General features: G+C 69.9%; 25 protein-coding genes. 18 read left to right on the forward strand and 7 right to left on the reverse strand.

From position 1 onward, the window contains the following. Positions 1–6: 6 nt before the first annotated feature. From FSW06_RS01440 to FSW06_RS01460, 5 genes are all read left to right on the forward strand, one after another. Positions 7–312 (forward strand): DUF2469 domain-containing protein, encoded by a 306-nt coding sequence (locus FSW06_RS01440; protein WP_010119019.1) that lies wholly within the window; start codon positions 7–9, stop codon positions 310–312. 183 nt (positions 313–495) lie between these two features. Next, a complete protein-coding gene (locus FSW06_RS01445; protein WP_010119018.1) occupies positions 496–888 on the forward strand; it encodes a YraN family protein in 393 nt (130 codons plus the stop codon). Continuing rightward, positions 885–2,510 carry a YifB family Mg chelatase-like AAA ATPase gene (locus tag FSW06_RS01450; protein WP_083827001.1) on the forward strand — a complete coding sequence of 542 codons (1,626 nt, stop codon included), beginning with the start codon at positions 885–887 and terminating at the stop codon, positions 2,508–2,510. The genes FSW06_RS01445 and FSW06_RS01450 overlap by 4 nt, the downstream gene beginning before the upstream one ends. Then, positions 2,507–3,775 carry a DNA-processing protein DprA gene (gene dprA, locus FSW06_RS01455; protein ID WP_010119016.1) on the forward strand — a complete coding sequence of 423 codons (1,269 nt, stop codon included), beginning with the start codon at positions 2,507–2,509 and terminating at the stop codon, positions 3,773–3,775. The genes FSW06_RS01450 and dprA overlap by 4 nt, the downstream gene beginning before the upstream one ends. 93 nt (positions 3,776–3,868) lie before the next feature. Next, complete coding sequence (locus FSW06_RS01460) at positions 3,869–4,816, forward strand: tyrosine recombinase XerC (RefSeq protein ID WP_010119015.1); 948 nt, start codon at positions 3,869–3,871, stop codon at positions 4,814–4,816. Positions 4,817–4,834: 18 nt separating this feature from the next. Here the strand turns inward: FSW06_RS01460 and FSW06_RS01465 are convergent, their stop codons facing one another. Then, the gene (locus FSW06_RS01465) at positions 4,835–5,401 is read right to left on the reverse strand and encodes a murein hydrolase activator EnvC family protein (protein WP_010119012.1); all 567 of its coding nucleotides are present in this window, start codon (positions 5,399–5,401) and stop codon (positions 4,835–4,837) included. Positions 5,402–5,895: 494 nt separating this feature from the next. Between FSW06_RS01465 and rpsB the strand changes: the two genes are divergently transcribed. The 5 genes from rpsB to FSW06_RS01490 all read left to right on the forward strand — a co-directional run bounded on the left by rpsB (position 5,896) and on the right by FSW06_RS01490 (position 10,092). Beyond that, positions 5,896–6,762 (forward strand): 30S ribosomal protein S2, encoded by an 867-nt coding sequence (gene rpsB, locus FSW06_RS01470; RefSeq protein WP_029448894.1) that lies wholly within the window; start codon positions 5,896–5,898, stop codon positions 6,760–6,762. A gap of 42 nt (positions 6,763–6,804) precedes the next feature. Then, positions 6,805–7,620 carry a translation elongation factor Ts gene (tsf, locus tag FSW06_RS01475; protein WP_010119008.1) on the forward strand — a complete coding sequence of 272 codons (816 nt, stop codon included), beginning with the start codon at positions 6,805–6,807 and terminating at the stop codon, positions 7,618–7,620. 239 nt (positions 7,621–7,859) lie between these two features. Continuing rightward, positions 7,860–8,561 (forward strand): UMP kinase, encoded by a 702-nt coding sequence (gene pyrH / locus FSW06_RS01480; RefSeq protein ID WP_238525917.1) that lies wholly within the window; start codon positions 7,860–7,862, stop codon positions 8,559–8,561. Between the two features lie 63 nt (positions 8,562–8,624). After that, positions 8,625–9,182: a ribosome recycling factor gene (gene frr / locus FSW06_RS01485; RefSeq protein ID WP_010119005.1), complete on the forward strand. Its 558-nt coding sequence runs from the start codon at positions 8,625–8,627 to the stop codon at positions 9,180–9,182. A gap of 4 nt (positions 9,183–9,186) precedes the next feature. Beyond that, the gene (locus FSW06_RS01490) at positions 9,187–10,092 is read left to right on the forward strand and encodes a phosphatidate cytidylyltransferase (protein WP_010119003.1); all 906 of its coding nucleotides are present in this window, start codon (positions 9,187–9,189) and stop codon (positions 10,090–10,092) included. 4 nt (positions 10,093–10,096) lie between these two features. On the opposite strand, the gene FSW06_RS01495 is transcribed toward FSW06_RS01490, so the two are convergent. Then, positions 10,097–10,513 carry a LapA family protein gene (locus tag FSW06_RS01495; protein WP_010119002.1) on the reverse strand — a complete coding sequence of 139 codons (417 nt, stop codon included), beginning with the start codon at positions 10,511–10,513 and terminating at the stop codon, positions 10,097–10,099. 57 nt (positions 10,514–10,570) lie between these two features. Here FSW06_RS01495 and rlmN point away from each other — a divergent pair, with 57 nt between their 5' ends. Beyond that, on the forward strand, positions 10,571–11,683 hold the full coding sequence (gene rlmN / locus FSW06_RS01500) for a dual-specificity RNA methyltransferase RlmN (RefSeq protein ID WP_010119001.1): 1,113 nt from the start codon (positions 10,571–10,573) through the stop codon (positions 11,681–11,683). A 306-nt stretch (positions 11,684–11,989) separates the two neighbouring features. On the opposite strand, the gene FSW06_RS01505 is transcribed toward rlmN, so the two are convergent. Continuing rightward, complete coding sequence (locus FSW06_RS01505) at positions 11,990–12,448, reverse strand: DUF2631 domain-containing protein (RefSeq protein ID WP_010119000.1); 459 nt, start codon at positions 12,446–12,448, stop codon at positions 11,990–11,992. A 150-nt stretch (positions 12,449–12,598) separates the two neighbouring features. Between FSW06_RS01505 and dxr the strand changes: the two genes are divergently transcribed. The 6 genes from dxr to FSW06_RS01535 all read left to right on the forward strand — a co-directional run bounded on the left by dxr (position 12,599) and on the right by FSW06_RS01535 (position 19,939). Next, positions 12,599–13,783 carry a 1-deoxy-D-xylulose-5-phosphate reductoisomerase gene (gene dxr / locus FSW06_RS01510; protein WP_029448886.1) on the forward strand — a complete coding sequence of 395 codons (1,185 nt, stop codon included), beginning with the start codon at positions 12,599–12,601 and terminating at the stop codon, positions 13,781–13,783. Further along, positions 13,768–15,039 (forward strand): M50 family metallopeptidase, encoded by a 1,272-nt coding sequence (locus tag FSW06_RS01515; RefSeq protein WP_010118998.1) that lies wholly within the window; start codon positions 13,768–13,770, stop codon positions 15,037–15,039. The genes dxr and FSW06_RS01515 overlap by 16 nt, the downstream gene beginning before the upstream one ends. A gap of 107 nt (positions 15,040–15,146) precedes the next feature. Beyond that, positions 15,147–16,310 carry a flavodoxin-dependent (E)-4-hydroxy-3-methylbut-2-enyl-diphosphate synthase gene (gene ispG / locus FSW06_RS01520; protein ID WP_010118996.1) on the forward strand — a complete coding sequence of 388 codons (1,164 nt, stop codon included), beginning with the start codon at positions 15,147–15,149 and terminating at the stop codon, positions 16,308–16,310. A gap of 16 nt (positions 16,311–16,326) precedes the next feature. Beyond that, positions 16,327–18,192: a penicillin-binding transpeptidase domain-containing protein gene (locus tag FSW06_RS01525; protein WP_010118995.1), complete on the forward strand. Its 1,866-nt coding sequence runs from the start codon at positions 16,327–16,329 to the stop codon at positions 18,190–18,192. 72 nt (positions 18,193–18,264) lie between these two features. Then, entirely contained in the window at positions 18,265–19,158 is an 894-nt protein-coding gene (gene map, locus FSW06_RS01530; RefSeq protein ID WP_010118994.1) for a type I methionyl aminopeptidase, read from the forward strand. A gap of 265 nt (positions 19,159–19,423) precedes the next feature. Beyond that, positions 19,424–19,939 carry a carboxymuconolactone decarboxylase family protein gene (locus FSW06_RS01535; protein ID WP_238525915.1) on the forward strand — a complete coding sequence of 172 codons (516 nt, stop codon included), beginning with the start codon at positions 19,424–19,426 and terminating at the stop codon, positions 19,937–19,939. A 40-nt stretch (positions 19,940–19,979) separates the two neighbouring features. Here the strand turns inward: FSW06_RS01535 and FSW06_RS01540 are convergent, their stop codons facing one another. From FSW06_RS01540 to FSW06_RS01550, 3 genes are all read right to left on the reverse strand, one after another. Beyond that, on the reverse strand, positions 19,980–21,455 hold the full coding sequence (locus FSW06_RS01540) for an alanine/glycine:cation symporter family protein (RefSeq protein WP_010118992.1): 1,476 nt from the start codon (positions 21,453–21,455) through the stop codon (positions 19,980–19,982). Positions 21,456–22,104: 649 nt separating this feature from the next. After that, entirely contained in the window at positions 22,105–23,127 is a 1,023-nt protein-coding gene (locus tag FSW06_RS01545) for an alpha/beta hydrolase (protein ID WP_010118991.1), read from the reverse strand. 3 nt (positions 23,128–23,130) lie between these two features. Next, a complete protein-coding gene (locus FSW06_RS01550; RefSeq protein WP_010118989.1) occupies positions 23,131–24,057 on the reverse strand; it encodes a 3-hydroxyacyl-CoA dehydrogenase NAD-binding domain-containing protein in 927 nt (308 codons plus the stop codon). A gap of 107 nt (positions 24,058–24,164) precedes the next feature. Between FSW06_RS01550 and FSW06_RS01555 the strand changes: the two genes are divergently transcribed. Continuing rightward, entirely contained in the window at positions 24,165–24,944 is a 780-nt protein-coding gene (locus tag FSW06_RS01555) for a DUF6308 family protein (protein ID WP_010118988.1), read from the forward strand. Positions 24,945–24,950: 6 nt separating this feature from the next. Here FSW06_RS01555 and FSW06_RS01560 read toward each other — a convergent pair whose 3' ends face one another. After that, positions 24,951–25,913 carry a LysR family transcriptional regulator gene (locus tag FSW06_RS01560; RefSeq protein ID WP_010118986.1) on the reverse strand — a complete coding sequence of 321 codons (963 nt, stop codon included), beginning with the start codon at positions 25,911–25,913 and terminating at the stop codon, positions 24,951–24,953. Between the last annotated feature and the right edge of the window lie 10 nt (positions 25,914–25,923).

Consider the following 25,923-nt stretch of genomic DNA (forward strand, 5'->3'; position numbering starts at 1 on the left):
GTAACCGTGAGCGCGGAGGATCTTGAGGACTACGAGTCCAATGTCGAGCTGTCGATGTACCGCGAGTACCGCGATGTCGTCAGCCAGTTCAGCTATGTCGTGGAGACCGAGCGCAGGTTCTATCTCGCCAACGCCGTCGAGCTGATCCCGCGCAACTCCGGGGGCGAGGTCTACTACGAGGTCCGGATGTCGGACGCCTGGGTGTGGGACATGTACCGTCCCGCCCGCTTCGTCCGCTACGTGCGGGTGATCACCTACAAGGACGTCAACATCGAGGAGCTCGACAAGCCCGACATCCGGGTCCCCGAGTGAAGTCCGTGGCCTGACCGGGCTGGTCGAGGCCGTTCGAGGCCGTTCGAGGCGGTCGGTGCTGGTCAGGGCCGGTCGTGCCGGCCGGAAAAATATTGTCCACAGGGGCCGGGTTGTCCACAGGCTCCTGGGCTTTCCCCGCCGGGGCGACGGGGCGGGTCCACCGGATCTGCCAGGGTCGGGGGCATGGACACCACAGACCACACCCGGAATCTCCGTCAGGTCGGTGCGGCGGGGGAGGACACGGCCGCCGGCTACCTGACGGACCGTGGCTACACCCTGCTCGACCGCAACTTCTTCACCCGCCGCGGCGAGATCGACATCGTCGCCCGTCCACCGGGCGACCCCGCCGATCCCACGGTCGGCGACGAGATCGTCTTCGTCGAGGTCAAATGGCGCACCGGCGGACGCTACGGCACCGGGGCGGAGGCGGTCACCGCGGCGAAACTCGCCGCCATGCGGTACGCCTCCCGGGAATGGTTGCGCCGCCACCCCGACCACCGGGCGGAATTCATCCGCTTCGACGTGCTCGACATCACCGCCGGCGAGATCACCCACTATGAGGGGATCGGATCATGACGGGGACAGCCGAGGCAGCAGGGGTAGCAGGAAAGTCAGGGGCGACCGGTGCCGTCACCGTCAGTGACCGGTCCCCGGTCCGCGTCGGCCAGGCCAGGGGCATGTGCCTGGTCGGGGTCGACGGTGTGCCGGTCACCGTGGAATGCGACATCAGCCGTGGTCTGCCCGGGATGAGCATCGGCGGACTCGGCGACACGGCCGTCAACCAGGCCCGCGACCGGGTCCGGTCCGCGATGATCAACAGTGGTCTGGCCTGGCCGAAGAGCCGCGTGGTGATGAGCCTGTCCCCGGCGGCCCTGCCGAAGTCCGGGTCAGGATTCGACCTGCCGATGGTGCTCGCCGTCCTCAGCGCGCAGGGCATGGTGGCCGACGGTGCCCCCGGAGCCGACCCGACGGCCACCGTCGTCATCGGCGAACTGGGACTGACCGGGGAGGTCCGGCCGGTCCCCGGCGTGCTGCCGATGCTGCTCGCCGCCCGCGGCGCCGGTGCTGTGCGGGCCGCCGTCCCGGCGGGGAACGCTGCCGAGGCGGCCCGGGTCGACGGCATGGACATCACCGGGCTCGACCACCTCGACCAGCTGCTGCCCTGGGTCCACGAGGAACTCGATGCACCGGTGGCGGACCTCGTCGGAGCGGAGGGAGACCAGGTCGCGGCCACCCCGTCGCGGGTTCCCGATCTCAGTGAGGTCTCCGGGCAGTCCGCGGCACGCCGGGCCCTCGAAGTCGCCGCCGCCGGCGGCCACCACCTGTGGCTCACCGGCCCACCCGGCTCCGGCAAATCGATGCTCGCCGAACGGCTGCCCGGCATTCTGCCGCCGCTGACGGACACCGAGCGGACCGAGACCGCGGCCGTGCACTCTGTCGCCGCGGAGCAGGGCAATCTGCCGGCGGTGTGGAGCGGTCGGCGACCTTTCGTCGCCCCCCATCCCTCACTGACCCTGCCCGCCCTCACCGGCGGGGGTGCCGGCCGGGTCCGGCCGGGGGCGGCGAGCCTGGCACACCACGGGGTGCTGTTCCTCGATGAGGCCCCCGAAATCCGTCGGGAGGTTCTCGAGGGGCTGCGCACCCCGATGGAGAACGGCCGTATCGCCCTGTCCCGGGCCCGCGGCACGGTGGTGCTGCCCGCCCGGTTCCAGCTGGTGCTGGCGTCCAACCCGTGCCCGTGCGGGGCGCCGGAACCCGCCGACTGCCGGTGCCGGGGCGGGGTCCGGGACCGCTACCTGCAGCGGATCTCCGGCCCGGTGCGTGACCGCCTCGATCTCACCGCCCGCACCACCACGGACCGCTCGGCGGTGCTGGACACCGGCGGTGGCGTCGAGGACTCGGCGACGGTGCGCGACCGGGTCCTCTCCGCCAGAGACCGTGGCCGGCACCGGTGGCAGGCGGTCAACGCCCTCGTCGACGGTCCGGCACTGCGGCGGGACCATCCCGCGCAGGACGCCGCCATGCTGCTGCTCCAGGAGCACCTGCGCGCCGGCGGCCTGACGCACCGGGGCGTGGACCGGTCCCTGCGGGTGGCCTGGACCCTCGCCGACCTCGCCGGGGTGGGGCAGCCGGGGATCGGTGAGGTGATGGATGCGGTGGAACTGTTCACCGCCGAGATCGACGGCGGACGGTCATGACCGGGACAGGCCGGGGCGTCGGGGGCACCGGGCGCGATGACGGACAGCAGACGGCGTGGGACACCCGCCGCACCGCCTGGGCCTACCTGCGCCGGGTGGTGGAGGCCTCCCGCGGCGACGTCGTCCGGCTGCTGTGGCCCGACGGCGATGTGACGGCACCGGCCGATGTCGAGCGGGTCGCCGGCATGATCCGGGCCGCCGATCCGACACTGCCGGCCCGCCTGGCCGCGGCGACCGGGCCACGCACCGGGGCGGACCCGGCGACCGACCGGGAATGGGCGGAGCGGCACGGTTGGCGGCTGATCACCCCCGACGACCCGGAGTGGCCCACCACCCGGCTGGCGGAGGCCTTCCGGGACTTCCCGGACCTCGCCGGCGGCGGCGATGTCGCCGACGACGGGGTGCGGGGCCGGGCCGCACGACCCTTCGCCCTGTGGGCCACCGGACCCGCCGACCTCGGTCGGGCGGTCGAGCGCAGTGTCGCGATGGTCGGCACCCGCTCGGCGACCTCCTACGGCACCCGGATCACCCGCACCATGGCCGGTGACCTCGCCGCAGCCGGGCACACCGTCGTCTCCGGCGGGGCGGTGGGCATCGACACCGCCGCACACCGCGGGGCGCTCGCCGTGCAGGGCACCACGGTCGCGGTGGCGGCGAGCGGACCGGGGGAGATCTACCCGCGGGCGAACGCCGACCTGTTCGGCAGGATCGCCGGGTCCGGGCTGGTGGTCACCGAGTACCCGCCCCTGCTGCGTCCGGCACGGCACCGCTTCCTCACCCGCAACCGACTCGTCGCCGCCCTCACCCGCGGCACCGTCCTGCTCGCCGCCGGCTACCGGTCCGGGGCCGTCAACACCGCCAACTGGGCGGACGCGATGCTGCGGCCCGTCATGGTGCTGCCCGGGCCCGTCGACTCGCCGGACTACGTCGGCTGCCACAAACGGCTGCGCGACCAGGCCGGGATCCTCGTCACCCGCGCCGACGACGTCCGGGAGATCCTCGACCCCGTCGGAGCGGTCGACACCGACGGTCAGCTGCGCATGGAGTTCGCCGCCACCCCGGTCCAACAGCTCACCCAGGACCAGCTGGCGGTCTTCGACGCGTGCGCGCTCGCCGGCCGGCGCGCCGACGGCACCGGCACACCCGACCGCATCGTCGCGGAGACCGGACTGGCACTGCGCGCTGTGGTCCGCATCATCGCCGAGCTGGAGAAGGCGGGTCTGGCGCGCCGGGAGGGGAGCCGCTGGATCAAGACCGACCGGTGACCGACGGCTGAGTCACTGAGCCGCTGAGCCGCTGAGCCGCTGAGTCACCGGGTCACCGGGGCGCCGCCGGTCCGCGGACTAGGATGGGCTGCCATGAGCACCGGATCAGTCACCGAGGTGGCGCAGGCCGTCGACGGGTACCTCGAGTACCTGGAGCTGGTGAAGGGCCGGTCGACGAACACGGTGAAGGCCTACGGCGCCGACCTGCGCACCGCGTTCGAGGATGTGCCCACCCTCGACCGGTTCACCCTCGACCACTGCCGTGACGTGCTCGACTGGGCACTGCAGGCCGGCGAGTCCCGGGCCTCGGTCGCCCGGATGGTCTCCAGCCTCCGGGGTTTCGGGTCCTGGCTGAGCCACACCGGTGCCCTGCCGGCCAATCCGGCCGCCGGACTGCAGGCACCGCGTACCCACCGCCCGTTGCCGCGGGTGCTCGACAACGATGAGGCGGCCTCGGTCCTGGAGACGGCACGCACACTCGCCGGGGTTCCCGACGACACCGGACGCCCCGATCCGGTCGCGGTCCGCGACTGGGCCATGCTGGAGCTGCTGTACGCCAGCGGGATCCGGGTCTCCGAACTCACCGGCGCCGATGTCGGGGATCTCGGTGACCACCAGCTGCGGGTGCACGGCAAGGGCGGCAAGACCCGGGTCGTGCCGTTCGGGCACCGGGCCGATGAGGCTCTCGGTGCCTGGTGCGGGGAGCGCCCCCGCCTGCTGCCCGACCGGTCCGGGGCCGAGGCGGCGCAGTCCGCCCTCTTCCTCGGTACCCGGGGCGGCCGGATCGATCCGCGGCAGGTCCGGCGCGTGGTGCACCGGGCGACCGGTGGTGAGGACGGGGAAGCGGCCGGTATCGCCCCGCACGGGCTGCGGCATTCGGCGGCGACCGCGGTTCTGGAGGGCGGGGCGGACCTGCGGGTGGTCCAGGAGCTGTTGGGTCACTCGTCGATGGCGACGACGCAGATCTACACCCATGTCGGCACCGAGCGGCTGCGAGCGGCCTACCGGCAGGCCCATCCCCGGTCAGGGTCCCAGGACTGACGGCGCCGTGCCGGTCGTTCAGGCCCAGAGCCGGACCTGCACCGGGCCGAGCAGCGTCATCGGGTCGATGTAGTGCCCGTCGGCGTCCTCACCGATGACCGCACCCCAGGACAGTCCCGGGGTGCGCCGGGCGGTCTCCGGCAGGGTGGCGGCGTCCGCCAGATGACCGATGACCTGGCCACGGCTGACGTGGTCGCCGCGGTGGACCGTGGTGAGGACCGGTTCGTAGGTGGTGCGCAGTCCGGTGCCGTGGTCGATGGAGACCACCGGTGTCCCGGCGACGGTGCCGGCGAACCGGACGGTGCCCGCGGCACTGGCGTGCACCGCGGCGCCGGGGGCGGCGGTGAGGTCGACTCCGCGGTGGCCGGGCAGCCAGTTCTTCTCCGGAATATCGGCGGGGACCAGGACGCTGCCGGGGACGGGGCGGCGGTGCGTCGCCGTGACACCCGGCGGAGCGTCGGCGGGTGCGGCGTCCGGTGGGGGAAGGGTGACGACCAGGGCGGCGGCGAGCAGACCGGCGGTCAGGCGGGGGCGGCGGCGGAACCGGCAGGGACGGCAGGGCCGGCGGAGCAGAGTGGTGGTCATGGCACCGATCGTCGCCGGTCACCGGGCCACGCACCAGGGCCGGAAAATCCTGTGGACAACGCCGGTGGAGTTGTCCACAGGCGGCACGGGGAAAGTTGTGTGTCAGACCAGCGCACGGTATTATTTCGCGTGCAGTATGCCCGGCCCGGCGCCGGTGGCGACCGCAGCGATCGGATGGCACACGCTTCCACCCCTGACCTGCACGACAGTTGCCACGGTCACGGTCCGCCCGGTTCGGACGCACTGACATCGCGTAGGTACTGCGTGATCCGATATGTGGCCCGTCCGTCAACGGTTCCCCGGAGCTTTTCCGGGGTCTATCTGGGCGGGGACGACCCCGGATGCCTGCCAGGACGACCGGTGAGCCCGACCGATGAGGGACGGTGAGCCGGCGTGAGGAAAACCGTCAACCCTTCACTTTCGAAAGCGAGGAAGGGGAGTGGAAGGCCGCACCTGCTTCAAGGGCGGCACGCAACAACTCCCCTGAACACACCATGGCTGTTGTCACCATGCGAGAACTGCTGGACGCCGGAGTTCACTTCGGCCACCAGACCCGTCGTTGGAACCCGAAGATGCGTCGTTTCATCTTCACCGACCGCAACGGCATCTACATCATCGACCTGCAGCAGACGCTGACCTTCATCGATGAGGCCTACGAGTTCGTCAAGGAGACCGTCGCCCACGGCGGCAACATCCTGTACGTCGGCACCAAGAAGCAGGCCCAGGAGGCCATCGCCAACGAGGCACAGCGCGTGGGCATGCCCTACGTCAACCACCGTTGGCTCGGCGGCATGCTCACCAACTTCCAGACGGTCGCCAAGCGTCTGCACCGCCTCAAGGAGCTCCAGGCCATGGATGCTGCCGAGGACGGCTACGCCGGCCGCACCAAGAAGGAGGTGCTGATGCTGACCCGCGAGCGCAACAAGCTCGAGCGCGTCCTGGGCGGCATCGCCGACATGTCCAAGGTGCCCTCCGCACTCTGGATCGTCGACACCAACAAGGAGCACATCGCCGTCTCCGAGGCGAAGAAGCTCAACATCCCGGTCGTCGCCATCCTCGACACCAACTGTGACCCGGACGTCGTCGACTACCCGATCCCGGGCAACGACGACGCCATCCGCGCCACCACCCTGCTGACCTCGATCATCTCCTCCGCCGTCGAGGCCGGTCGCACCGCCCGCGCCGAGCGCCAGGCCGCCGCCGCCAAGGAGACCGCCGGGGACGCCGAGGTCGCCGAGATCGTGACCGAAGCCGAGCAGGAGAACGCCGCGAACGCCGCGGAGATCGCCTCGGAGGAGGTCGCCGCCGAGGAGAAGCCCGCCGAGGACAAGTCCGGCGAGCAGACCCCCGCCGCCGAGTAAGACCTCTATCCACTCCCATCACATAAAGGAGGATCGCCACACATGGCGAACTACACCGCCGCCGACGTGAAGAAGCTGCGTGAGACCACCGGCTCCGGCATGATGGCCTGCAAGAAGGCTCTGGACGAGGCCGAGGGCGATTTCGAGAAGGCCGTCGAGATCCTGCGCATCAAGGGTGCCAAGGACGTGGGCAAGCGCGCTGAGCGCACCGCGGCCGAGGGCCTGATCGCTGTCTCCGGCGCCACCATGATCGAGGTCAACTCCGAGACCGACTTCGTCGCGAAGAACGAGGAGTTCATCGACTTCGCGAACAAGGTTGCCGAGGCCGCTGCCGCCGTCAAGGCGAACAGCGCCGAGGAGCTCGCGGCCGTCGACGTCGACGGCAAGACCGCCCAGGAGGCGCTCGACGAGCTCTCCGCCAAGATCGGTGAGAAGCTGCAGCTGCGCCGCGCCGTCACCCTCGAGGGTGACAACGTCGCCGTGTACCTGCACCACCGCTCCGCCGACCTCCCGCCGGCCGTCGGCGTGCTCGTCGCCTACACCGGTGACGACGCCGAGGCCGCCAAGGGCGCCGCCATGCAGGTCGCCGCTCTGAAGGCCCAGTTCCTCAACGAGGACGAGGTCCCCGAGGAGACCAAGGACAAGGAGCGGGAGATCGCCGCCGCCACCGCCCGCGAAGAGGGCAAGCCGGAGAAGATCATCCCGAACATCGTCGAGGGTCGTCTCAAGGGCTACTTCAAGGACGCCTGCCTGCTCGACCAGCCGTCCGTCACGGACAACAAGAAGTCCGTCAAGCAGGTCATGGACGCCGCCGGCGTCACCCTGACCGGCTTCGTCCGCTTCGAGGTCGGTCAGTAGACCGTCCCCGTCCGGCACGGACCGCACACCGGCCCGCCGCATCCTGACCCCGCACCGCGGGGGGAGGGGCGGCGGGTCTGTCGCATGTGGGGGAGGGGCCGCACGGTAGGATGACTGCCGGAGCCGTGGCCCGGGGGACACCGGGCCGCACGCCACCGATCACGACGCTCACGGATGCAAGGAGACCCCCAGTGACTGACAGCGAGAACGCCCCGGAACGGACCGGCTACAAGCGGGTGATGCTCAAGCTCGGCGGTGAGATGTTCGGTGGCGGCAAGGTCGGTATCGACCCCGACGTCGTCGAGAACGTCGCCCGCCAGATCGCGGAGGTCGCCAAGTCCGGGGTGGAGATCGCCGTCGTCATCGGGGGCGGGAACTTCTTCCGCGGCGCCGAGCTGCAGCAGCGGGGCCTGGACCGGTCGCGTTCGGACTACATGGGCATGCTCGGCACCGTGATGAACTGCCTGGCACTGCAGGACTTCCTGGAGAAGCAGGGGGTCGACACGCGCGTCCAGACCGCCATCAACATGGCCCAGGTCGCCGAGCCCTACCTGCCGCTGCGTGCGGTCCGCCACCTGGAGAAGGGCCGCGTCGTCATCTTCGGCGCCGGCATGGGCATGCCCTACTTCTCGACGGACACGACCGCCGCGCAACGCGCCCTGGAGATCGGCTGCGAGGTGCTGCTGATGGCCAAGGCCGTCGACGGGGTGTACGACGACGACCCGCGCACCAACCCGTCGGCCGAACTGTTCACGCAGATCACCCACGCCGAGGTCATCGAACGCGGCCTGAAGGTCGCGGACGCCACCTCGTTCAGCCTGTGCATGGACAACAGCATGCCGATGCTCGTGTTCAACCTGCTGACCGAGGGCAACATCGCGCGCGCCGTCTCCGGCGAGCCGATCGGCACGCTGGTCGCCAGCGGCGGCGACGCGGCCTGACCTGGTAGATTCACCTACCGAATCCACTTTCCCTACCCACATTCTTTTCACGAGGACGCACCGATGATTGACGACACACTGCTCGAGGCAGAAGACCACATGAGCCGCTCCGTGGAGCATGTCCGCGAGGACCTGACCACGATCCGCACCGGGCGGGCCAACCCGGCGATGTTCAACGGTGTGTTCGCCGAGTACTACGGCGTCCGGACGCCCATCACCCAGATGGCCACCATCAGCGTCCCCGAGCCGCGGATGCTCATCATCCGCCCCTACGAGATGTCCGTGCTCGGCGAGATCGAGAACGCGATCCGCAACTCCGATCTCGGCCTGAACCCCACCGATGACGGTCAGGTCCTGCGTGTCACCGTGCCGCAGCTGACCGAGGAGCGCCGTAAGGAGATGGTGAAGGTCGCCAAGTCCAAGGGGGAGGACGCGAAGATCGCGATCCGCAACATCCGCCGCAAGGGCATGGACGCGCTGCAGAAGATCCAGAAGGACGGCGACGCCGGCGAGGACGAGGTCAAGGCCGCCGAAAAGGAGCTCGACAAGGTCACCCAGACCTACGTGGGGCAGGTCGACGACGTCGTCGGCGCCAAGGAGAAGGAGCTGATGGAGGTCTAGCACCATGGCAGATTCCTCCACCGCGTCGTCGGACAAGGACGACAGACTCCACCTCCCGCACCCGAAGAACTCCGCGGGACGCAACCTCCCGGTCGCGATCACCACCGGTGTACTCCTCGGCATCCTGGTGATCGTCTGCCTCATCGTGCCCTACGCGTGGTACCCGATGATCGCGGTCGTCATGGGGCTGGCGACCTACGAGGTGTGGCGGCGGCTCACCGAGCACGGCTACGACCTCAACCTGCCGGTCCTCCTCGTCGGCGGCCAGGCGATGATCTGGTTGTCCTGGCCGTTCGGGGCGACCGGACTGCTCTCCGCGTTCGCGGTCACCGCACTGGTCACGGTGATTGTCCGGCTGTTCCATTCCGGACGCACCGAACCGCCGCGGAACTGGCTGCGGGATTCCGGGGTCTCCCTGTTCGTCATGTTCTGGATCCCGCTGTGCGGCGGTTTCGCCGCCATGCTCTCGGAGATGGAGCACGACGGTGTCCGCGGCTGGGCGTTCATCGTCACCCTGATGCTGTGCGTCATCGCCTCCGACGTCGGCGGATTCGCCGCCGGCGTGTTCTTCGGCAGTCACCCGATGGTCCCCGCCATCAGCCCGAAGAAGTCGTGGGAGGGGTTCTGCGGCTCCCTCGTCGTCGCCGCCCTGGTGGGGATGGCCGGGGTGGTCATCCTGCTGAAGATCCACGGTGTGGGCGGATACCTGCTGGGTCTGGGCCTCGGGCTCGGCCTGGCACTGTGCGCCACCCTCGGTGACCTCGTGGAATCCCAGTTCAAGCGGGATCTCGGCATCAAGGACATGTCGACGATGCTGCCCGGCCACGGCGGTCTCATGGACCGCCTCGACGGGATGCTGCCCGCGGCGCTGCTGACCTGGGTCGTGCTCAACGCCGTGTCGGCGGCCTAGCGGCTCACTTCGCCACCTGCCGGCGCAGCTGCACGATCCGCACCACCCCGACGCTGGCCATCACCAGGGCACCACCGACGGCGGCGATGAGCATGCCGACGCCGATAGGGAAGTTCCACTGCCACGCGAACATGTGGAGGGTGACCGTGTCCATGTTCTGCAGGATGAACACCAGCAGCAGGACGAGAATCAGCGCGCCGATGATGAGCGCCACCCAGGTCGATCCGGCGAGGCTGCTGCGGACCTTGCGGCGTCCGGCTGTGTCTCCGCCGGCGCCTGTGGTGGCGGCGGAATCCTTCTCCGGGACAGCGCCGGACGCCGCCTCCGGGGCGGGGGCGGTAGTCGATGCGCCCCGGTCAGTCGTGGTGGTCGGGGTGGGTGTGTCGGCCGTCGTCGGCTCCTTCTTTGCCATGGTGGCCATTCTAGGTCGTCCCACGATGTGCCTGCAGCGGTGCTGAAGTGCAATAATGACCACACCATGGCTACACCCGTACAACTGCAGTTCCGTGCCCCGACCCGCGGCATGCCCCCGACCCACCTGGCCGACCTCACCGACGACGAGGTCAAGGCCGCGCTGAAGGAGGCCGGGCTCCCCGGTTTCCGTGCCAACCAGATCGCCCGTCAGTACTACGGCCGCCTCGAAGGCGACCCGTCGGCGATGACCGACCTGCCGGAGAAGCTCCGCGACACGGTCAAGGACGCCCTGTTCCCGACCCTCATGGACCCGGTCCGGCACATCGCGTGCGATGACGGCCAGACCCGCAAGACCCTGTGGCGGCTGCACGACGCGACCCTGCTGGAGAGCGTGCTCATGCGGTACCCGGACCGGGCCACCCTGTGCATCTCCTCCCAGGCCGGCTGCGGTATGGCCTGCCCGTTCTGCGCCACCGGCCAGGGCGGGCTGGACCGCAACCTGTCCACCGGCGAGATCGTCGAACAGGTCCGCGCCGCGGCCCGGGCCATGCGCGACGGCGATGTCGAGGGTGGCGAAGGCCGGCTGTCCAACATCGTCTTCATGGGGATGGGGGAGCCGCTCGCCAACTACAAGCGCGTGGTCGCCGCGATCAAGCGGATCACCTCGCCGGCGCCGGAGGGCTTCGGCATCTCCCAGCGCAACATCACCGTCTCCACGGTGGGTCTGGCACCGGCGATCCGGCGCCTCGCCGACGAGGGGATGCACATGCGTCTCGCGGTGAGCCTGCACTGCCCGGACGACGAGCTGCGCGACACGCTCGTCCCGGTCAACAACCGCTGGTCCATCGACGAGGTGCTGGACGCCGCTGCCTACTACGCCGAGAAGTCCGGACGCCGCGTGTCGATCGAGTACGCGCTGATCAAGGAAGTCAACGACCAGCCGTGGCGGGCCGACATGCTGGGCAAGCGGCTGAAGCGCAAGCTCGGCAACCAGGTGCACGTCAACCTCATCCCGCTGAACCCGACGCCGGGTTCGGAGTGGGACGCCTCACCGAAGCCGGTGCAGGACGAGTTCGTCCGGCGTGTCAACGAGCAGGGCGTGGCCTGCACGGTGCGCGACACCCGCGGCCAGGAGATCGCCGCGGCCTGCGGCCAGCTGGCCGCCGAGGAGCGGTAGTACCGGCCGACGGCGCCGCAGTAGCACCGTGGTGTCATGGTGCAGTGGCGCGAGCTGACCCGATTCTGCTGTTTTCCGGGGACTGAATCGTCTGAATCGGGTCAACTGGGGAGACTCCCTCCGGCCCCTCGCCGGACGCAGTCTCCGGGTGTCCGTCGGCAGGGTGGATTTTCCCCGCCCGGCCACCCTGTCGACGCACACCCGGAGCTGCCGGGTCGGCCGGTGTCACGCTGTAAGTAGCACATACGGAAAACCCCGCCGACTGCAGCTGCAGTGGGCGGGGTGGTGCTCCGTCGGGCGGGGCGACTACTTGTGGGCCAGGCCGTAGGACGGGGTCGGGACATCCTCGACACCGTCGACGCCGACACCGGGGAGGTTCCAGGCGCGCAGCTCGGCGGTGGTGAGGTCCGCGTAGCGGCCGGTGAGGTTCGCCTGGTCCTCGGTCCAGAGCGGCTCGACGTGGCCGACCGGCTGGTTGTGGGAGGTCAGCGTCTTCCGCGAAGCGTGCGGCTGCCAGTTCGGCGAGGACTTCCGGGCGTAGATCGTGACGCCGACGGCGACGAACACCGCGAGGACCACCAGGTAGATGTCCTCGATCTTGCCGCGGTGGTTGCCGAAGAGCATGCCCAGCAGGCACAGCGCACCGAGGTAGCCGATGGCGATGGTGGTCTTACGCGGGAACTGGTGCCAGCCCCACGCTGCGGAGGGCTCGTCCTCCGTGGACACTCCGTTGAACACTTCCACTGTCGTACCGTGGTCAGCCACGTCGCGATCCTCCTGAAGTCGGCGGCAGGTGTCACCTGCCCGGTTTATCTGCCGTCCATTCTTGCATACCGGCCGGACAATGCGAACACCAGCGCCCTGTCGGGGCCCTCCACCGCCCCCGGATGTGTCGACCCGCCGTTCCGTGGAACAATGGGGCGGGTGAAGACGCGCGTTGTGGTGCTCGGCAGCACCGGATCCATCGGTACCCAGGCCCTCGAGATCGTCGCGGAGAATCCCGACCTCTTCGAGCTGGTCGGCATCTCCGCCCACGGCTCCAAGCCCGATGTCCTGCTCGACCAGGTCCACCGGTTCGGACTGTCCCCGTCGTGCGTCGCCGTCGCCAGTGACCGGACCGCCGATCTCATCGACCGCGAGATCGACGGGCACGTCATCCGTGGCGCCCATTCCTCCCGGGAGCTCGCGGAGCGGGTCGAGGCGGACGTCGTGCTCAACGCCCTCGTCGGTTCCCTCGGTCTCGACGCGACCCTGGCCACCCTCGAAGGTGGCGCGCGGCTGGCGCTCGCGAACAAGGAGTCGCTGGTGGCCGGCGGTGACCTCGTGCTGGACGCCGCCGATGAGGGTCAGCTGATCCCGGTGGACTCGGAGCACTCGGCGATCCTGCAGTGCCTGCGCGCCGGAGTGCACGATGAGGTGGCCTCGCTCGTGCTCACGGCGTCCGGCGGTCCGTTCCGCGGCTGGACCCGCGAGCAGCTGGAGCCGGTCACGCCGCTGCAGGCCGCCGAGCACCCGACCTGGTCGATGGGGCAGATGAACACGCTGAACTCCTCGACGATGGTGAACAAGGGTCTCGAGGTCATCGAGGCGTCGCTGCTGTTCGACACGCCCGCCGACCGGATCGAGGTGACGGTCCACCCCGAGTCGGTCGTCCACTCGATGGTGACGTTCACCGACGGTGCGACGATCGCCCAGGCGTCCCCACCGTCGATGCGGCTGCCGATCAGTCTCGCGCTGGGCTGGCCGCACCGCATCGCCGGCGCCCACACCCCGCTCGATTTCGCCGGGGCGACCGGCCCGACGTCGTGGACGTTCGAGCCGCTGGACGACGAGGTCTTCCCCGCCGTGACACTCGCCCGGCAGGCCGTCACCGCCGGCGGCCGGATGCCGGCGGTGTACAACGCCGCGAACGAGGAGGCCGCCGTCGAGTTCCTCGCCGGGACCCTGTCCTTCCCGCGGATCGTGGACACCATCGCCGCGGTCCTCGACGACTGCTCCGAATTCGACACGGCGCCGCGTGACCTCGACGACGTCCTCGAGGCCGAACGTGCGGCCCGTGCCGCCGCCCACGAAAGGATGAGTGCGTGGCTTACGCGGTAGGCGTCATCCTCTTCGCGGCCGGCATCTGCCTGTCGATCGCCCTGCACGAGGCGGGCCACATGGCCGCCGCCAAGTCCTTCGGGATGCGGGTGCGCCGCTACTTCATCGGCTTCGGCCCCACCATCTGGTCGACGAAGAAAGGGCACACCGAGTACGGCCTGAAGGCCGTGCCCGCCGGCGGGTTCTGCGACATCGCGGGCATGACCGCCCTCGACGACTACACCGAGGACGAGAAACCGTACCTCATGGTCGACCGTCCGGCCTGGCAACGCCTGGTGGTGATGCTCGCCGGCATCATCGTCAACATCGTGCTCGGCATCGCCATCATCTTCGGGGTCGCGGTGGCGCACGGACTGCCGAACACCGCGATCAGCACCCTCTCCGACGTCCCTGCGGTGGTGGGGAAGACGTTGTGCACCCCGGCCACCGCCGCGGACGCCAGCGCCAATGACGGGGAGGGGGAGTGCACCGGCGCCGGGCCGGCGGCCGATTCCGGGCTGCGCGAGGGAGACCGGATCACCGCGGTCGACGGCTCCGCCACCGACACCTTCGGTGACCTGCAGGAGAAACTGGACGCCGTCGGCTCGGCCGCCGCGGCGTCCGGCACCGTCACCGGCTCCCGCACCACCGTGCCCGCCACCGTCGAGCGCGACGGCGCCGATCGTGGGATCGACCTGCAGGTCGAGGTCGTGGAGCGGGAGAAGACCGACGGGTCGACGACACAGACCGGCGCGGTCGGCATGCAGGTCCGCATCCCCGGCTCCGGGGAACTGACCAACCACTACAATCCGGTCACCGCAGTCGGCGGCACCGCGGACTACTCCTGGTACGTGGTCCGGGGGACGGCGAAGGCACTGGTGGACCTGCCGTCGCGGTACTGGCCGGTCGTCGAATCCATCTTCGGCGGCGAACGGTCGATGGACAGCCCGGTCAGTGTGGTCGGCGCCTCGCGGGCCGGCGGTGAACTGGTCAAGCACGACCAGTGGGTGCAGTTCGCCCTGCTGCTGGCGAACCTGAACTTCTTCCTCGCCGCGTTCAACCTCGTGCCGCTGCCGCCGATGGACGGCGGCCACGGCGCGGTGATCGTCTGGGAGAAGATCCGCGACTGGTTCCGGAAGCGCCGCGGCCTGGCCCCCGGTGGTCCGGCGGACTACACGAAGCTGCTGCCGGTGACCTATGTCGTCGCCGCGATCCTGCTGGTCTTCGGGGCGACGGTCATCATCGCCGACGTGGTGAACCCGGTCCGGCTGTTCTGAGCGGCCGGTCCGGGCGCGGGTACGATGCGGGGTGACGACCACGACGACAGTCTCCAGACCCTGGAGAAGACCCTGAAACAGACCCTGAAAAGAGGACCCGTTCACCCATGACCGGTATCTCACTCGGCATGCCCGACGGACCGCTGCCCACCCTCGCACCGCGTCGAAAGACCCGCCAGCTCATGGTCGGCGATGTGGGCGTGGGCAGCGACTATCCGGTGTCCGTCCAGTCGATGACGACGACGAAGACGCACGACATCAACGCCACCCTCCAGCAGATCGCCCAGCTCACCGCCGCCGGCTGCGACATCATCCGCGTCGCCTGCCCGAAGACGGTGGACGCCGAGGCCCTGCCGGTCATCGCGGCGAAGTCCCCGATCCCCGTCATCGCCGACATCCACTTCCAGCCCAGGTACATCTTCGCCGCCATCGACGCCGGCTGTGCCGCGGTGCGCGTGAACCCCGGCAACATCAGGGAGTTCGACGGCCGGGTCAAGGAGGTCGCCAAGGCCGCCGGGGACGCGGGCGTCCCGATCCGCATCGGCATCAACGCCGGCTCCCTGGACCGGCGGATCATGGAGAAGTACGGGAAAGCCACCCCGGAAGCCCTCGTGGAATCCGCGGTCATGGAGGCCGCCCTGTTCGAGGAGCACGGCTTCGGCGACATCGCCATCTCCGTCAAACACAACGACCCGGTGGTGATGGTGGCGGCCTACCGGCAGCTCGCCGCGCAGACCGACTATCCGCTGCACCTGGGTGTGACCGAGGCCGGCCCCGCCTTCCAGGGCACCGTCAAGTCCGCCGTGGCCTTCGGTGCCCTGCTGGCCGAGGGGATCGGGGACACGATCCGGACCTCGCTGTCGGCGGACCCGGTGGAGGAGATCAAGGTCGGCGACCAGATCCTCCAGTCGCTGAACCTGCGGCCCCGCACCCTCGAGATCGTCTCCTGCCCGTCCTGCGGCCGCGCCCAGGTCGACGTCTACACCCTCGCCGAGCGGGTCTCCGCCGGGCTGGAGGGACTGGAGGTCCCGCTGCGGGTCGCGGTGATGGGCTGCGTGGTCAACGGGCCGGGCGAGGCCCGCGACGCCGACCTGGGGGTCGCCTCCGGCAACGGCAAGGGGCAGATCTTCGTCAAGGGTGAGGTCATCCGGACCGTTCCCGAGGACCAGATCGTCGAGACCCTCATCGAGGAGGCCATGCACATGGCCGACGGGATGACCGACGACCCGGCAGGTGTCGCTGGCGCGCCTCAGGTGACCGTCACCCGCTAGTTGCTACGGTGCTGACATGCACCCCAGTTTCCGCCGCCCCGCCACCACCGTCGCGGCTGCACTCCTCACCGTCGGAGTCACGGCGGCAGGCCTGACCGCATGCACCCCGCGGCCGGATTCCGCGGACGATGTCGTCGGGGACTTCCTCGCCGCCCTCGCCGACCGGGACGCCGGCGCGGCCGCCGGAGACACCGACGACGCGCAGACCGCACAGGACGCCATCGCCGCCAGCTGGGACGGACTGCAGGCCGAGGGGCTGACCACCGACGTGCACTCGGTGACCACCGACGGGGACGTGGCACAGGCCTCCTACGCCCTGAACTGGGACCTGCCCGGCGACCGGGACCTGAGTTACGACTCGACCCTCACCGCCACCAAGTCCGGCGACGACTGGTCGGTGCGCTGGACCCCCTCGGTCCTGCATCCGGACCTCGGGGCGGACCAGCACCTGGAGCTGCGCAAGGTCGCCGCACAGACCGCCGACGTCGTCGGCTCCGACGGATCGGTCCTGCTCACCCCGGGCACCCGGTGGCGTGTACTCGTCGACACGGACAAGGTCAAGGACCTGTCCGGAACCATGAACCACCTGGCCGGTGTTCTCGCCGGGGCACACAACCAGGATGAGGCGGTGCCCACCATCGACGCCGCCGAGGAGACGACGGAGGCGCGGCAGGCCGGCGGCACCTACTCGGTCACGCTGCTTCCCTCACCGCAGGGGACGAAGATCCGGGACCAGCTCGCCGGGGTCGACGGGCTGACCTTCAACGAGGAACCGACGATGGTGCGCCCGGACCCCGGCTTCGCCCCCGACCTCATGTCGCGGGTCAACGCGCTCGTCGGTCCGGACCTCGCCGGCGAGGACGGCTGGGAGGTCGTCGGCGCGAACCGGGACGGCAATGTCGTCACGACGATGGAGAAGACCGCCCCGAAACCGTCGCCGGCGGTGAAGGTCAGCCTGTCGAAGCAGGTGCAGGCCGCCGCGCAGAAGGCGGTCGACACCCGGCAGGACGCACAGACGATGATGGTCGTGATGAAGCCCTCCACCGGGGAGCTACTCGCCGTCGCCCAGACCCCCGAGGCTGACAAAGCCGGTGACCTCGCACTGTCCGGCCAGTTCCCGCCCGGGTCGACGTTCAAGATGATCACCGCCTCGGCCGGGCTGTCCGGGAAGACGGGACAGGACCTCACCCCGGACACCACGGTGCCCTGCCCGGCGACGATGAACATCGGCGGGCGTGTGGTCACCAACTACAACTCCTTCGACCTGGGCAACACGAGTCTGCGCCACGCCTTCGCCGAATCCTGCAACACCACCTTCGCCGACCTGTCGACCCAGTTGCAGCCCGGCGAGTTGAAGGGGCAGGCCGAACAGATGGGCCTGGGCCGCAACTACGACATCCCCGGGCTCACCACCGTCACCGGTGACGTGCCGCAGGGCGACGTGATGCTCGACCGGACGGAGTCCGGCTACGGGCAGGGCCTCGACCTCGCCAGCCCGTTCGGCATGGCGCTCGTCGCCGCGACCGCGGCCAACGGCCGGACGCCGGTCCCCACCCTCGTGGAGACGGAGAAGGGTGCCACCACCGACGACGGGAAGAAGGCCGAGCCCGGGGCCCCGCTGGACCCGCACGTCCTCGACGGCCTGCGTGACATGATGCGGGCGGTGGTGACCAGCGGCTCCGGGTCGGCGATCTCCGGCGCCGGCGAGGTCTACGCCAAGACCGGTGAGGCCGAGTACAACGGCGGGTCCCACGCCTGGTTCGCCGGATACCGCGGTGACCTCGCCTTCGCCACCCTCATCGTCGGCGGTGGCGGGTCGGAGCACTCGGTGGCGGTCACCCAGCAGTTCTTCAGGGAACTGGACGCCCCGGCGCCGCAGTAGCGTCCGATCGGCGGCAGCGTCCCGCCGCAGCCGTGGGCGGCAGGGACCGGCCACGGAGTACGCTGGAGGTCCATGAGTACCAGCAACAGAGCACCGCAGGTCCCCGGTAAGCAGAGCCCGATCCGGACCGTCCCGAAGAACATCGCCCGCCCCGAGTACGCCTGGAAGGACTCGGTCCGGGAGAACATCGGCGAGCCGTGGGTGCAGACCCCCGAGGTGGTCGAGGCGATGCGGGAATCCTCGAAGATCGCCGCGGACGCCCTGTCGGCCGCCGGTGCGGCCGTCGCCCCCGGTGTGACCACCGACGAGCTCGACCGGATCGCCCACGAGTACATGTGCGACCACGGCGCCTACCCCTCCACCCTGGGGTACCGGCACTTCCCGAAGTCGGTGTGCACCAGCCTCAACGAGATCGTCTGTCACGGCATCCCGGATTCGACGGTGCTGCAGGACGGCGACATCGTCAACATCGACATCACCGCCTACAAGAACGGCGTGCACGGGGACACCTCCGCGATGTTCATCGCCGGCGAGCCCACCGAGGAGCACCAGCAGCTCGTCGACCGGACCTACGAGGCGATGTGGCGCGGCATCAGGGCCGTGAAGCCGGGCCGTGAGGTCAACGTCATCGGCCGGGTCATCGGTGCCTACGCCAAGCGCTTCGGCTACAACGTGGTCAAGGACTTCACCGGCCACGGTGTGGGTCCGACGTTCCACAACGGGCTGATCGTCGTCCACCACGACGAGCCGGCGTACGACACGATCCTGGAGCCGGGGATGACGCTGACCATCGAGCCGATGTTCAACCTCGGGTCGCTGGACTACACGATCTGGGACGACGACTGGACGGTGCAGAACACCGACCACAAGTGGACCGCCCAGTGGGAGCACACCATGGTCGTCACCGACGACGGGGTCGAGGTGCTCACGCTGCGCGAGGGCGAGGTCGACCGCACGAAGAAGTAGGGGGAGGGGCTCGCCGGGCGGCCGACCGGGGCGGCCGACCGGTCCGACCGGGGCGGGCCGCGGCCAGGTTTTTCACACCTGCGCCGCATCCCACGATGAGAGACATGCAGGTCAGGGGGTTGCGGTGAGCGGTGGTCCGCGACCCGGGGTGTGAAAAACCGTGGGGAGCGGCGCCGGGGAGGTAGCGTCGGGGAGTATGAGTGCAGGACAACAGCCATCCCTCCGCCCCGGTGAGAGACGCCCGGGACTGCGCCAACTCGGTCCCGTGAACTATGCCGTCGAGCGGATCGGCGCCCGGGTCAGGGGGACCAGGACACTCGGCGTGTTCGCCACCGTCGGCCGGGCGAAGACCCTGTTCAAGGGCTGGCTGGCGTACTCGGGGACGATGATGCCGTTCGGGGACCTGTCCCGGAAGGAGACCGAGCTGGTTATCCTGCGCGTCGCGGCGCTGAAAGGGGGCGACGGCGGCGCGTACGAGGCCGACCACCACCGCGCACTCGGCCGGAAGGCGGGGCTCATCGACGGGGACTTCGCGGCGGTGGCCCGGGTCGACGAGGGCCTGGAACCGGGGACCCACGGTTTCCGGGACCGGACCGGGGCGATGATCGACGTCACCGACGAGATCGTGCGGTTCGGGGAGGTCTCGGACGCCGCGTGGGAGCGGCTGGCCGCCTATCTCGACGACCGGGAGTGTGTGGCACTTGTGATGCTGGTGACGCACTACGCCGGACTGGCGACCGCGCTGTCGGTACTGCACACCCCACGCGACGAGAAGCGCTGACGCCCGTCGACGACCAGGGTGGGGGACGCCATCCGGATCGTCACCGGAGCACCCGGGCATCGGCGGCGCTCGTCATCGTCCACGGGGACTTCTGGTCGACCAGGAACTTCTCCACGTCCTTCGCAATGGCCCGCAGTTCGGGGTCGAATTTCAGGTACGCCTTCGTCTCCCGTGCGATCAGGCCGGAGAGGATCAGGAGGCCCACCAGGTTCGGCAGTGCCATCAGTCCGTTGGCCAGGTCGGAGAACGTCCAGGCGACGTCGAGCTCCATCGTCGCGCCGATGACGACCACACAGGTGAAGATCGCGCGGTACGGGACGGTCGCCCAGGATCCGAAGATGCGCTGCGCGTTGCGTTCCCCGTAGTAGGACCAGCCGAGCAGGGTCGAGAACGCGAAGAAGACGATGGAGATCGTGACGATGTTGCCTCCCCAGTCGCCCGGCAGAGCCTCGGAGAAGGCGTCCGAGGTCATGGTGCCGGCGCGGTCCTCGCCCTGGTCCCACACCCCGGAGCAGACGACAACCAGTCCGGTGAAGGTGACGACGATGATCGTGTCGATGAAGGTCTGCGTCATGGAGACCAGGCCCTGCCGGACCGGGTGGGTGGTCTTCGCGGCGGCGGCTGCGACGGCGGCCGAGCCCATCCCGGACTCGTTGGAGAAGATGCCGCGGGCGACACCCATCTGGACCGCGAGCATGATGCCTGAGCCGATGAAGCCGCCGACGGCCGAGGTGCCGGTGAACGCGTCCGAGAAGATCAGGCCGAAGGCGTCGGGGATGTTCCCGGCGTTGATGCACAGCACGACGATGCCGCCGATGATGTAGATCAGGATCATCAGGGGGACGAAGGCCGAGGTGACGTTGCCGATGGCCTTGATGCCGCCGAGCAGGACGGCGCCGGTGAGGATGAAGAGGATGACGGCGGTGATCGTCGGGTCGATGTTGAAGGAGTTCTCGAGGTTCTCGGAGACGGCATTCGCCTGGGTCATGTTGCCGATACCGAAGGAGGCGATGACCGCGGCGATGGCGAAGAACCAGGCGAGGAACTTCCCGAGGCCGCCCGGGATGCCGCGCTCGAGGTAGCGCTGCGGCCCGCCGGACATGTTGCCTCTGGCGTCCTTGACGCGGAAGCGGACACCGAGGAACGCCTCCGAGTACTTGGACGCCATCCCCACCAGGCCGGTGACCCACATCCAGAACAGGGCCCCGGGGCCACCGACGGAAATGGCGGTGGCGACACCGACGATGTTGCCCACTCCGACTGTCGCGGCCAGCGCCGTGGTGAGTGCCTGGTACTGCGAGATGTCGCCCTCGCCGCCGTCGTCGCTGCGGTCCATGAGGCCGAGCCGCAGGGCGGGCACGAGCTTGCGGAACTGGATGCCCCGTAGCCGGAACGTCAGTACGAGACCGGTGATGAGGAGCAGGGGGATCAGCAGCCAGGGGCCCCACACGAAGTCCCGGACTGATCCGAGCCAGTCATTGAGGTGGTCGGTGAACGACGTTGCATTCTCTTCCATGTCGTGAAGGTATCCGACCGAGGAGGAGCCCGGCGGGTCGAACGTGTAAAAACTGCGGGAATCCTCTGTGTGGCTGGTTGTCCAGCCACTGTCCGCCGGCGGCGGGGGTGACCCGGGGGTAGTTTTGGGCAGTAAGTAGATCCGCGGAGGTAACGCACGAGGTTTCGACGGGGATACCATGACTGGGACGGAGCACGAGGCACCGTCACAGAAACCTGAAAGGTCCACCGACATGATCGCGAGCATCGCCGAGTTCTTCCAGAGCATCGTCTCCCTTGTGGGCGACGGCATCATCGGGCTGTCCCACGCCATCGCCGGACTGCTGAAGTAGCTGACGCAGCTGACGTAGCAGTGCCCCGCGGGAACCTCTCACGATCCACGACCTGCTCTCCGCCTCATCCTTCAACATCAAGGAGTTTCTCATGATCGGTGCAATCTCTGACTTCCTCGGCCTCCTCGTCCAGGTTCTCGACCTCGGTGTCCAGCTGATCGTCGGCGGCCTCGTCGACCTCATCAACGGCTAGGACAGCAGCCGGGACCCCGGTCTGGGTCCGACCTGCCGGCCCCCGCCCGCTCCGGTCACTGTCACCGGAGGCGGCGGGGGCCGTCGCTGTGCCGGTGCGCGTCCGTGCGCGACCGGGCCGGGGCGTCACATTCCGGACGGCATGTCGAGAGTCCGGGTGATGAACGCGGTGGTCAGCCCGAGGACCTGCTCGCCGGTGGGGACCTTCCCCGCGGCATTGACCAGCCCGTGGGCGTGGTGCGGCAGATAGTGCAGTTCCACCGCGGTGCCGCACCGGGTGAGGGCGGCCGCGTAGTCCACCGCCTCAGTACCCAGCGGATCCAGTCCCAGCGCGAGGACGAACGCCGGCGGCTGTGCCACGGCCGTCCCCGCCTCCTCCTGCCCACGCAGCCACGCCAGCGGGGAGGCCCGCGGATCATCGGCGTCCGACGGATCGGCGGGACGGGAGAACAGCCGGTCGGCGAACCAGCGGACCGATGCCGCCGTCAGCTGGAATCCGGCGGTGACTCGCTGGTAGGCCTCGGTCTCGTGGGCGAGATCCACCGAGGGGTACAGCAGCACCTGGGCCACGACCGTCGTGCCCGCCACCTGCGCCGCGGGAACCGAGGCGAGCCCGGCGGCGATGCCACCGCCGGCACTGTCGCCGGAGACCACGACCCGGTCCGGATCCCAGTGGCGGTCGGACGCCGCATCCCGGACCCAGGCCAGTGCGTCGGCACAGTCGGTGTAGGGCACCGGGAACGGGTGCTCCGGGGCGAGCCGGTAGTTCACCGACACGACCGGCAGTCCGGTGCCGGAGCACAGCCGTCGGGCGACGGAATCGTGGGTGTCGACCGAGCCGATGACCCAGCCGCCGCCGTGGGCGTAGAGGATGACGGGGGAGGGGCCGGTACTGCCGCTGCTGTTGCCGCCGCGGGGGTCGTAGACCCGGACACTGAAGTCGCCGAGGTCGACATCCTCCACCGCGGCGATGTCGTCGGGCGGCAGCGCACCGGCCGCCGACAGCTCCGCGGAGGAGACCCGCAGGGCCTCGACGGACGCGGCGTCCTCGTAGGAGGCCTCGCCGGCCTCGCGGAAGGCGCGCACCGACGGGCGCTGGTCCGTGGCGACCTCCTCGAGGGGGATACGGTCGGGGTTGCGGTCAGCCATGGTCTACGCCTCCCTGTCCTCCGCGCCCTTCGCGCCCTGCACGTCCAGTACCCCACGCTGGATCCGGTCGCGTTCCACGGCGATCTCCGGCCGGGGCGGCTGCCCGTAGGCCTGCTCCACCTGCTCGAAGACCGGCTCCATCCCCGCGGTGCTCATGTCCGGGGTCGCCGGCGGGATCGAGGCGAAGCTCGGGCCGATGTGTTCCATGAAGCCGCGGAGTCCGCCCTCACCGCCGCCGAGGTGCATCCCCTCCAGCGGTCCGACGGCCGCCCAGCGCAGGCCGAGGGAGTTCTTCACCGCGTCGTCGAGATCGGCGGCGTCCACGATGCCTTCCTCGACGAGGTAGACCGCTTCGCGCAGCACCGCGTTCTGCAGCCGGTTGCCGACGAAGCCCGCGGACTCCCTGTGCAGCCGGACCGGGTGCCGGTCCAGTGCACGGTAGAAGTTCAGGGACCGCTCCACCGTCTCCCCGCTGGTGCGGGGGCCGGGGACGACCTCCACCAGCGGCATGAGGTGCGGTGGGTTGAAGGGGTGGCCGACGATGATCCGGGCCGCGGTGGTGTCGTCGAGGTGTTCGCCGATGATACCGGCGGTGATCGCCGAGGAGGAGGTGGCCAGGACCGCGTGATCGGGGGCGGCCGCGGCGATCTCGGCGAACAACTGCTGCTTGACGTCCGGACGTTCCGGGCCGTTCTCCTGGACGTGGTCGGCTCCGGTGACGGCGTCCGAGACGGAGGTGGCGACGAGGATGCGGTCCTCGTCGACCCCCGCGGCGGTCCGCACCGCGGCGGCGACGTCGGCGAGGTCGGGTCGGGGATCGGAGAGCCGGACAGTGAGTCCGCGGGAGGCGAACAGCCGTGCCCACGACTGTCCGATGGTGCCCGCGCCGATGACGGCGACGGTGCCGGAGAGTGAGTTAGTTTCGGTCATGATCCCACCGTAACCCCGTGCCCGCCCCCGGTGGGCCGGTCCGGCTATCCTGGGCCGCAGGAACGGACCCGGTGACAGTCACCGGGAGACAGTACGGAAAGGGCCTCATGAGCAGCGACAGGACCGATGTCTGGGATGCCGTCGGCTGGGACCGGCCGACGGTCCTCGGACCGGACAACACCCTGCGCGCCGTGGACCATCTGGTGACCTATTTCGCCGACCGTGCCGGCCACACCGGCCCGCGGTACACCGGGGCCCTGTTCACCGAGATCGGTGGCGGCGGCGACCGGCCGGCCGTGGCCACCGCCGTCACCGCCGAGGACATCGTCGCCGTCTCCACCCTGTCGCGGGAGATCCCGGCCGAGCACGCTCTCCAGCTCATGGGCCTGGTCAGTACCCCGGAGGGGGAGGCGCAGACCGCGCTGTGGCGGGGGTCCCGGGAGGTTCCGGGGATCCGCGACGTCCCGGTGGACGCCACGGAGATCTCCCGGCTGCTCGCCGAGCTGCCCGTCGACGTCGATCTGGTGGACGCCACCGACGGGGATCTCGAGGTCGCCGGCCGACTGTGGTGGGAGGTCCGCCGCCGTGGCCTGGGACAGAGCCGGGTGAGCGCACTGCTGGCGCGCAAACGCCCCCGCCTGCTGCCCGTCATCGACCGGGACGTGCGCCGTCAGCTCGGGCACGGCAGGAACCGGACCGACGTCCTGGTGTCGCTGCGGACGGTCCTGCAGGACGCCACTGCCGGTCTGCCCGGTCAGCTGGCCGACATCCGGCAGCTCGCGGTCGCCGAGAGTGGTGGGGACGCCCGCATCGGCCGTCTCAGTGACCTGCGTGTGTTCGATATCGTGCTGCGGATGGCGGAGCGGCGGTCGCGCCGGGGGTCATGACCGGCATCATGACCGGCGCAGCCCGGTCCAGCGGGTGTACTCCGGCAGGCGCAGTCCATCGTCGGCCGGGTCGCCCAGCAGCGTGAGGAATTCGGTCACGGCCGGCGAGGGGGTGCGTCCGGTGTCCTGCAGGACGCCGATGTGGCGGGTGGTGTCCCCGGCAGGCAGGGGCCGGGTCACCACACCGGCGATGCGAGTCATGGGGACGACGAACCCGGGCACCGCCGAGACCCCGAGTCCGGCGGCGCACAGGCCGGCCACCGCGGAGATCGTGCCGGCGGAGACAGTGCGGGCGGCGGCGAGTCCGGCGGCGGCGAAGGCCCGGTCGGTGATCCGGCGGACGGAGCTGGCCCGGGTGAAGGAGATGAACGGCTGGTCGGCCAGATCGGCCCAGTCAACCGAGTCCCGGGCGGTGAGGGGGTGGTCCTCGGGGAGGATGCAGGCGAAGTCCTCCTCGGCGACGGCATCGAAGCGGAAGCCCGGCGGGAGGTCGACGGCCAGGTCGGCGTCCTGCGCGGTGATGGCGAGGTCGACCTCGCCGCGGCGGCACAGGTCGATGATGTCGGCGGCCTTGAGGTCGAGCAGGTCGACGGTGACGCGGGGGAACCGCTGGTGGAAGCGGTGGATGAAGGCGGGCAGCAGGGTGGCGGCCAGGGAGGGCAGGGTGGCGATGCGTAGGGCGCCGGACGGGCCGTCGAGGAAAGCGCGGAAGTTGTTGACGGCCCGGTCGTAGTGTCCGACGACCGAGCGGGCGGTGCGCAGGAATTCCTCGCCGGTGGCGGTGGTGGCGAAACTGCGGGTGGTGCGGTCGAACAGGCGGGTGCCGACGGCTTTCTCGACGAGGGCGACAGTGCGGCTCAGTGAGGACTGGGACTGGCCGAGACGGTCGGCGGCGGGGGTGAAGCCGCCCTCGTCGGCGATGCAGACGACCGTCCGCATCTGGTCCACCGTGATCTGATCTATGCGCATAGCGCAAAAA

Origin of the sequence: Corynebacterium nuruki S6-4, from assembly GCF_007970465.1 — a bacterium.
Classification (GTDB): domain Bacteria; phylum Actinomycetota; class Actinomycetes; order Mycobacteriales; family Mycobacteriaceae; genus Corynebacterium; species Corynebacterium nuruki.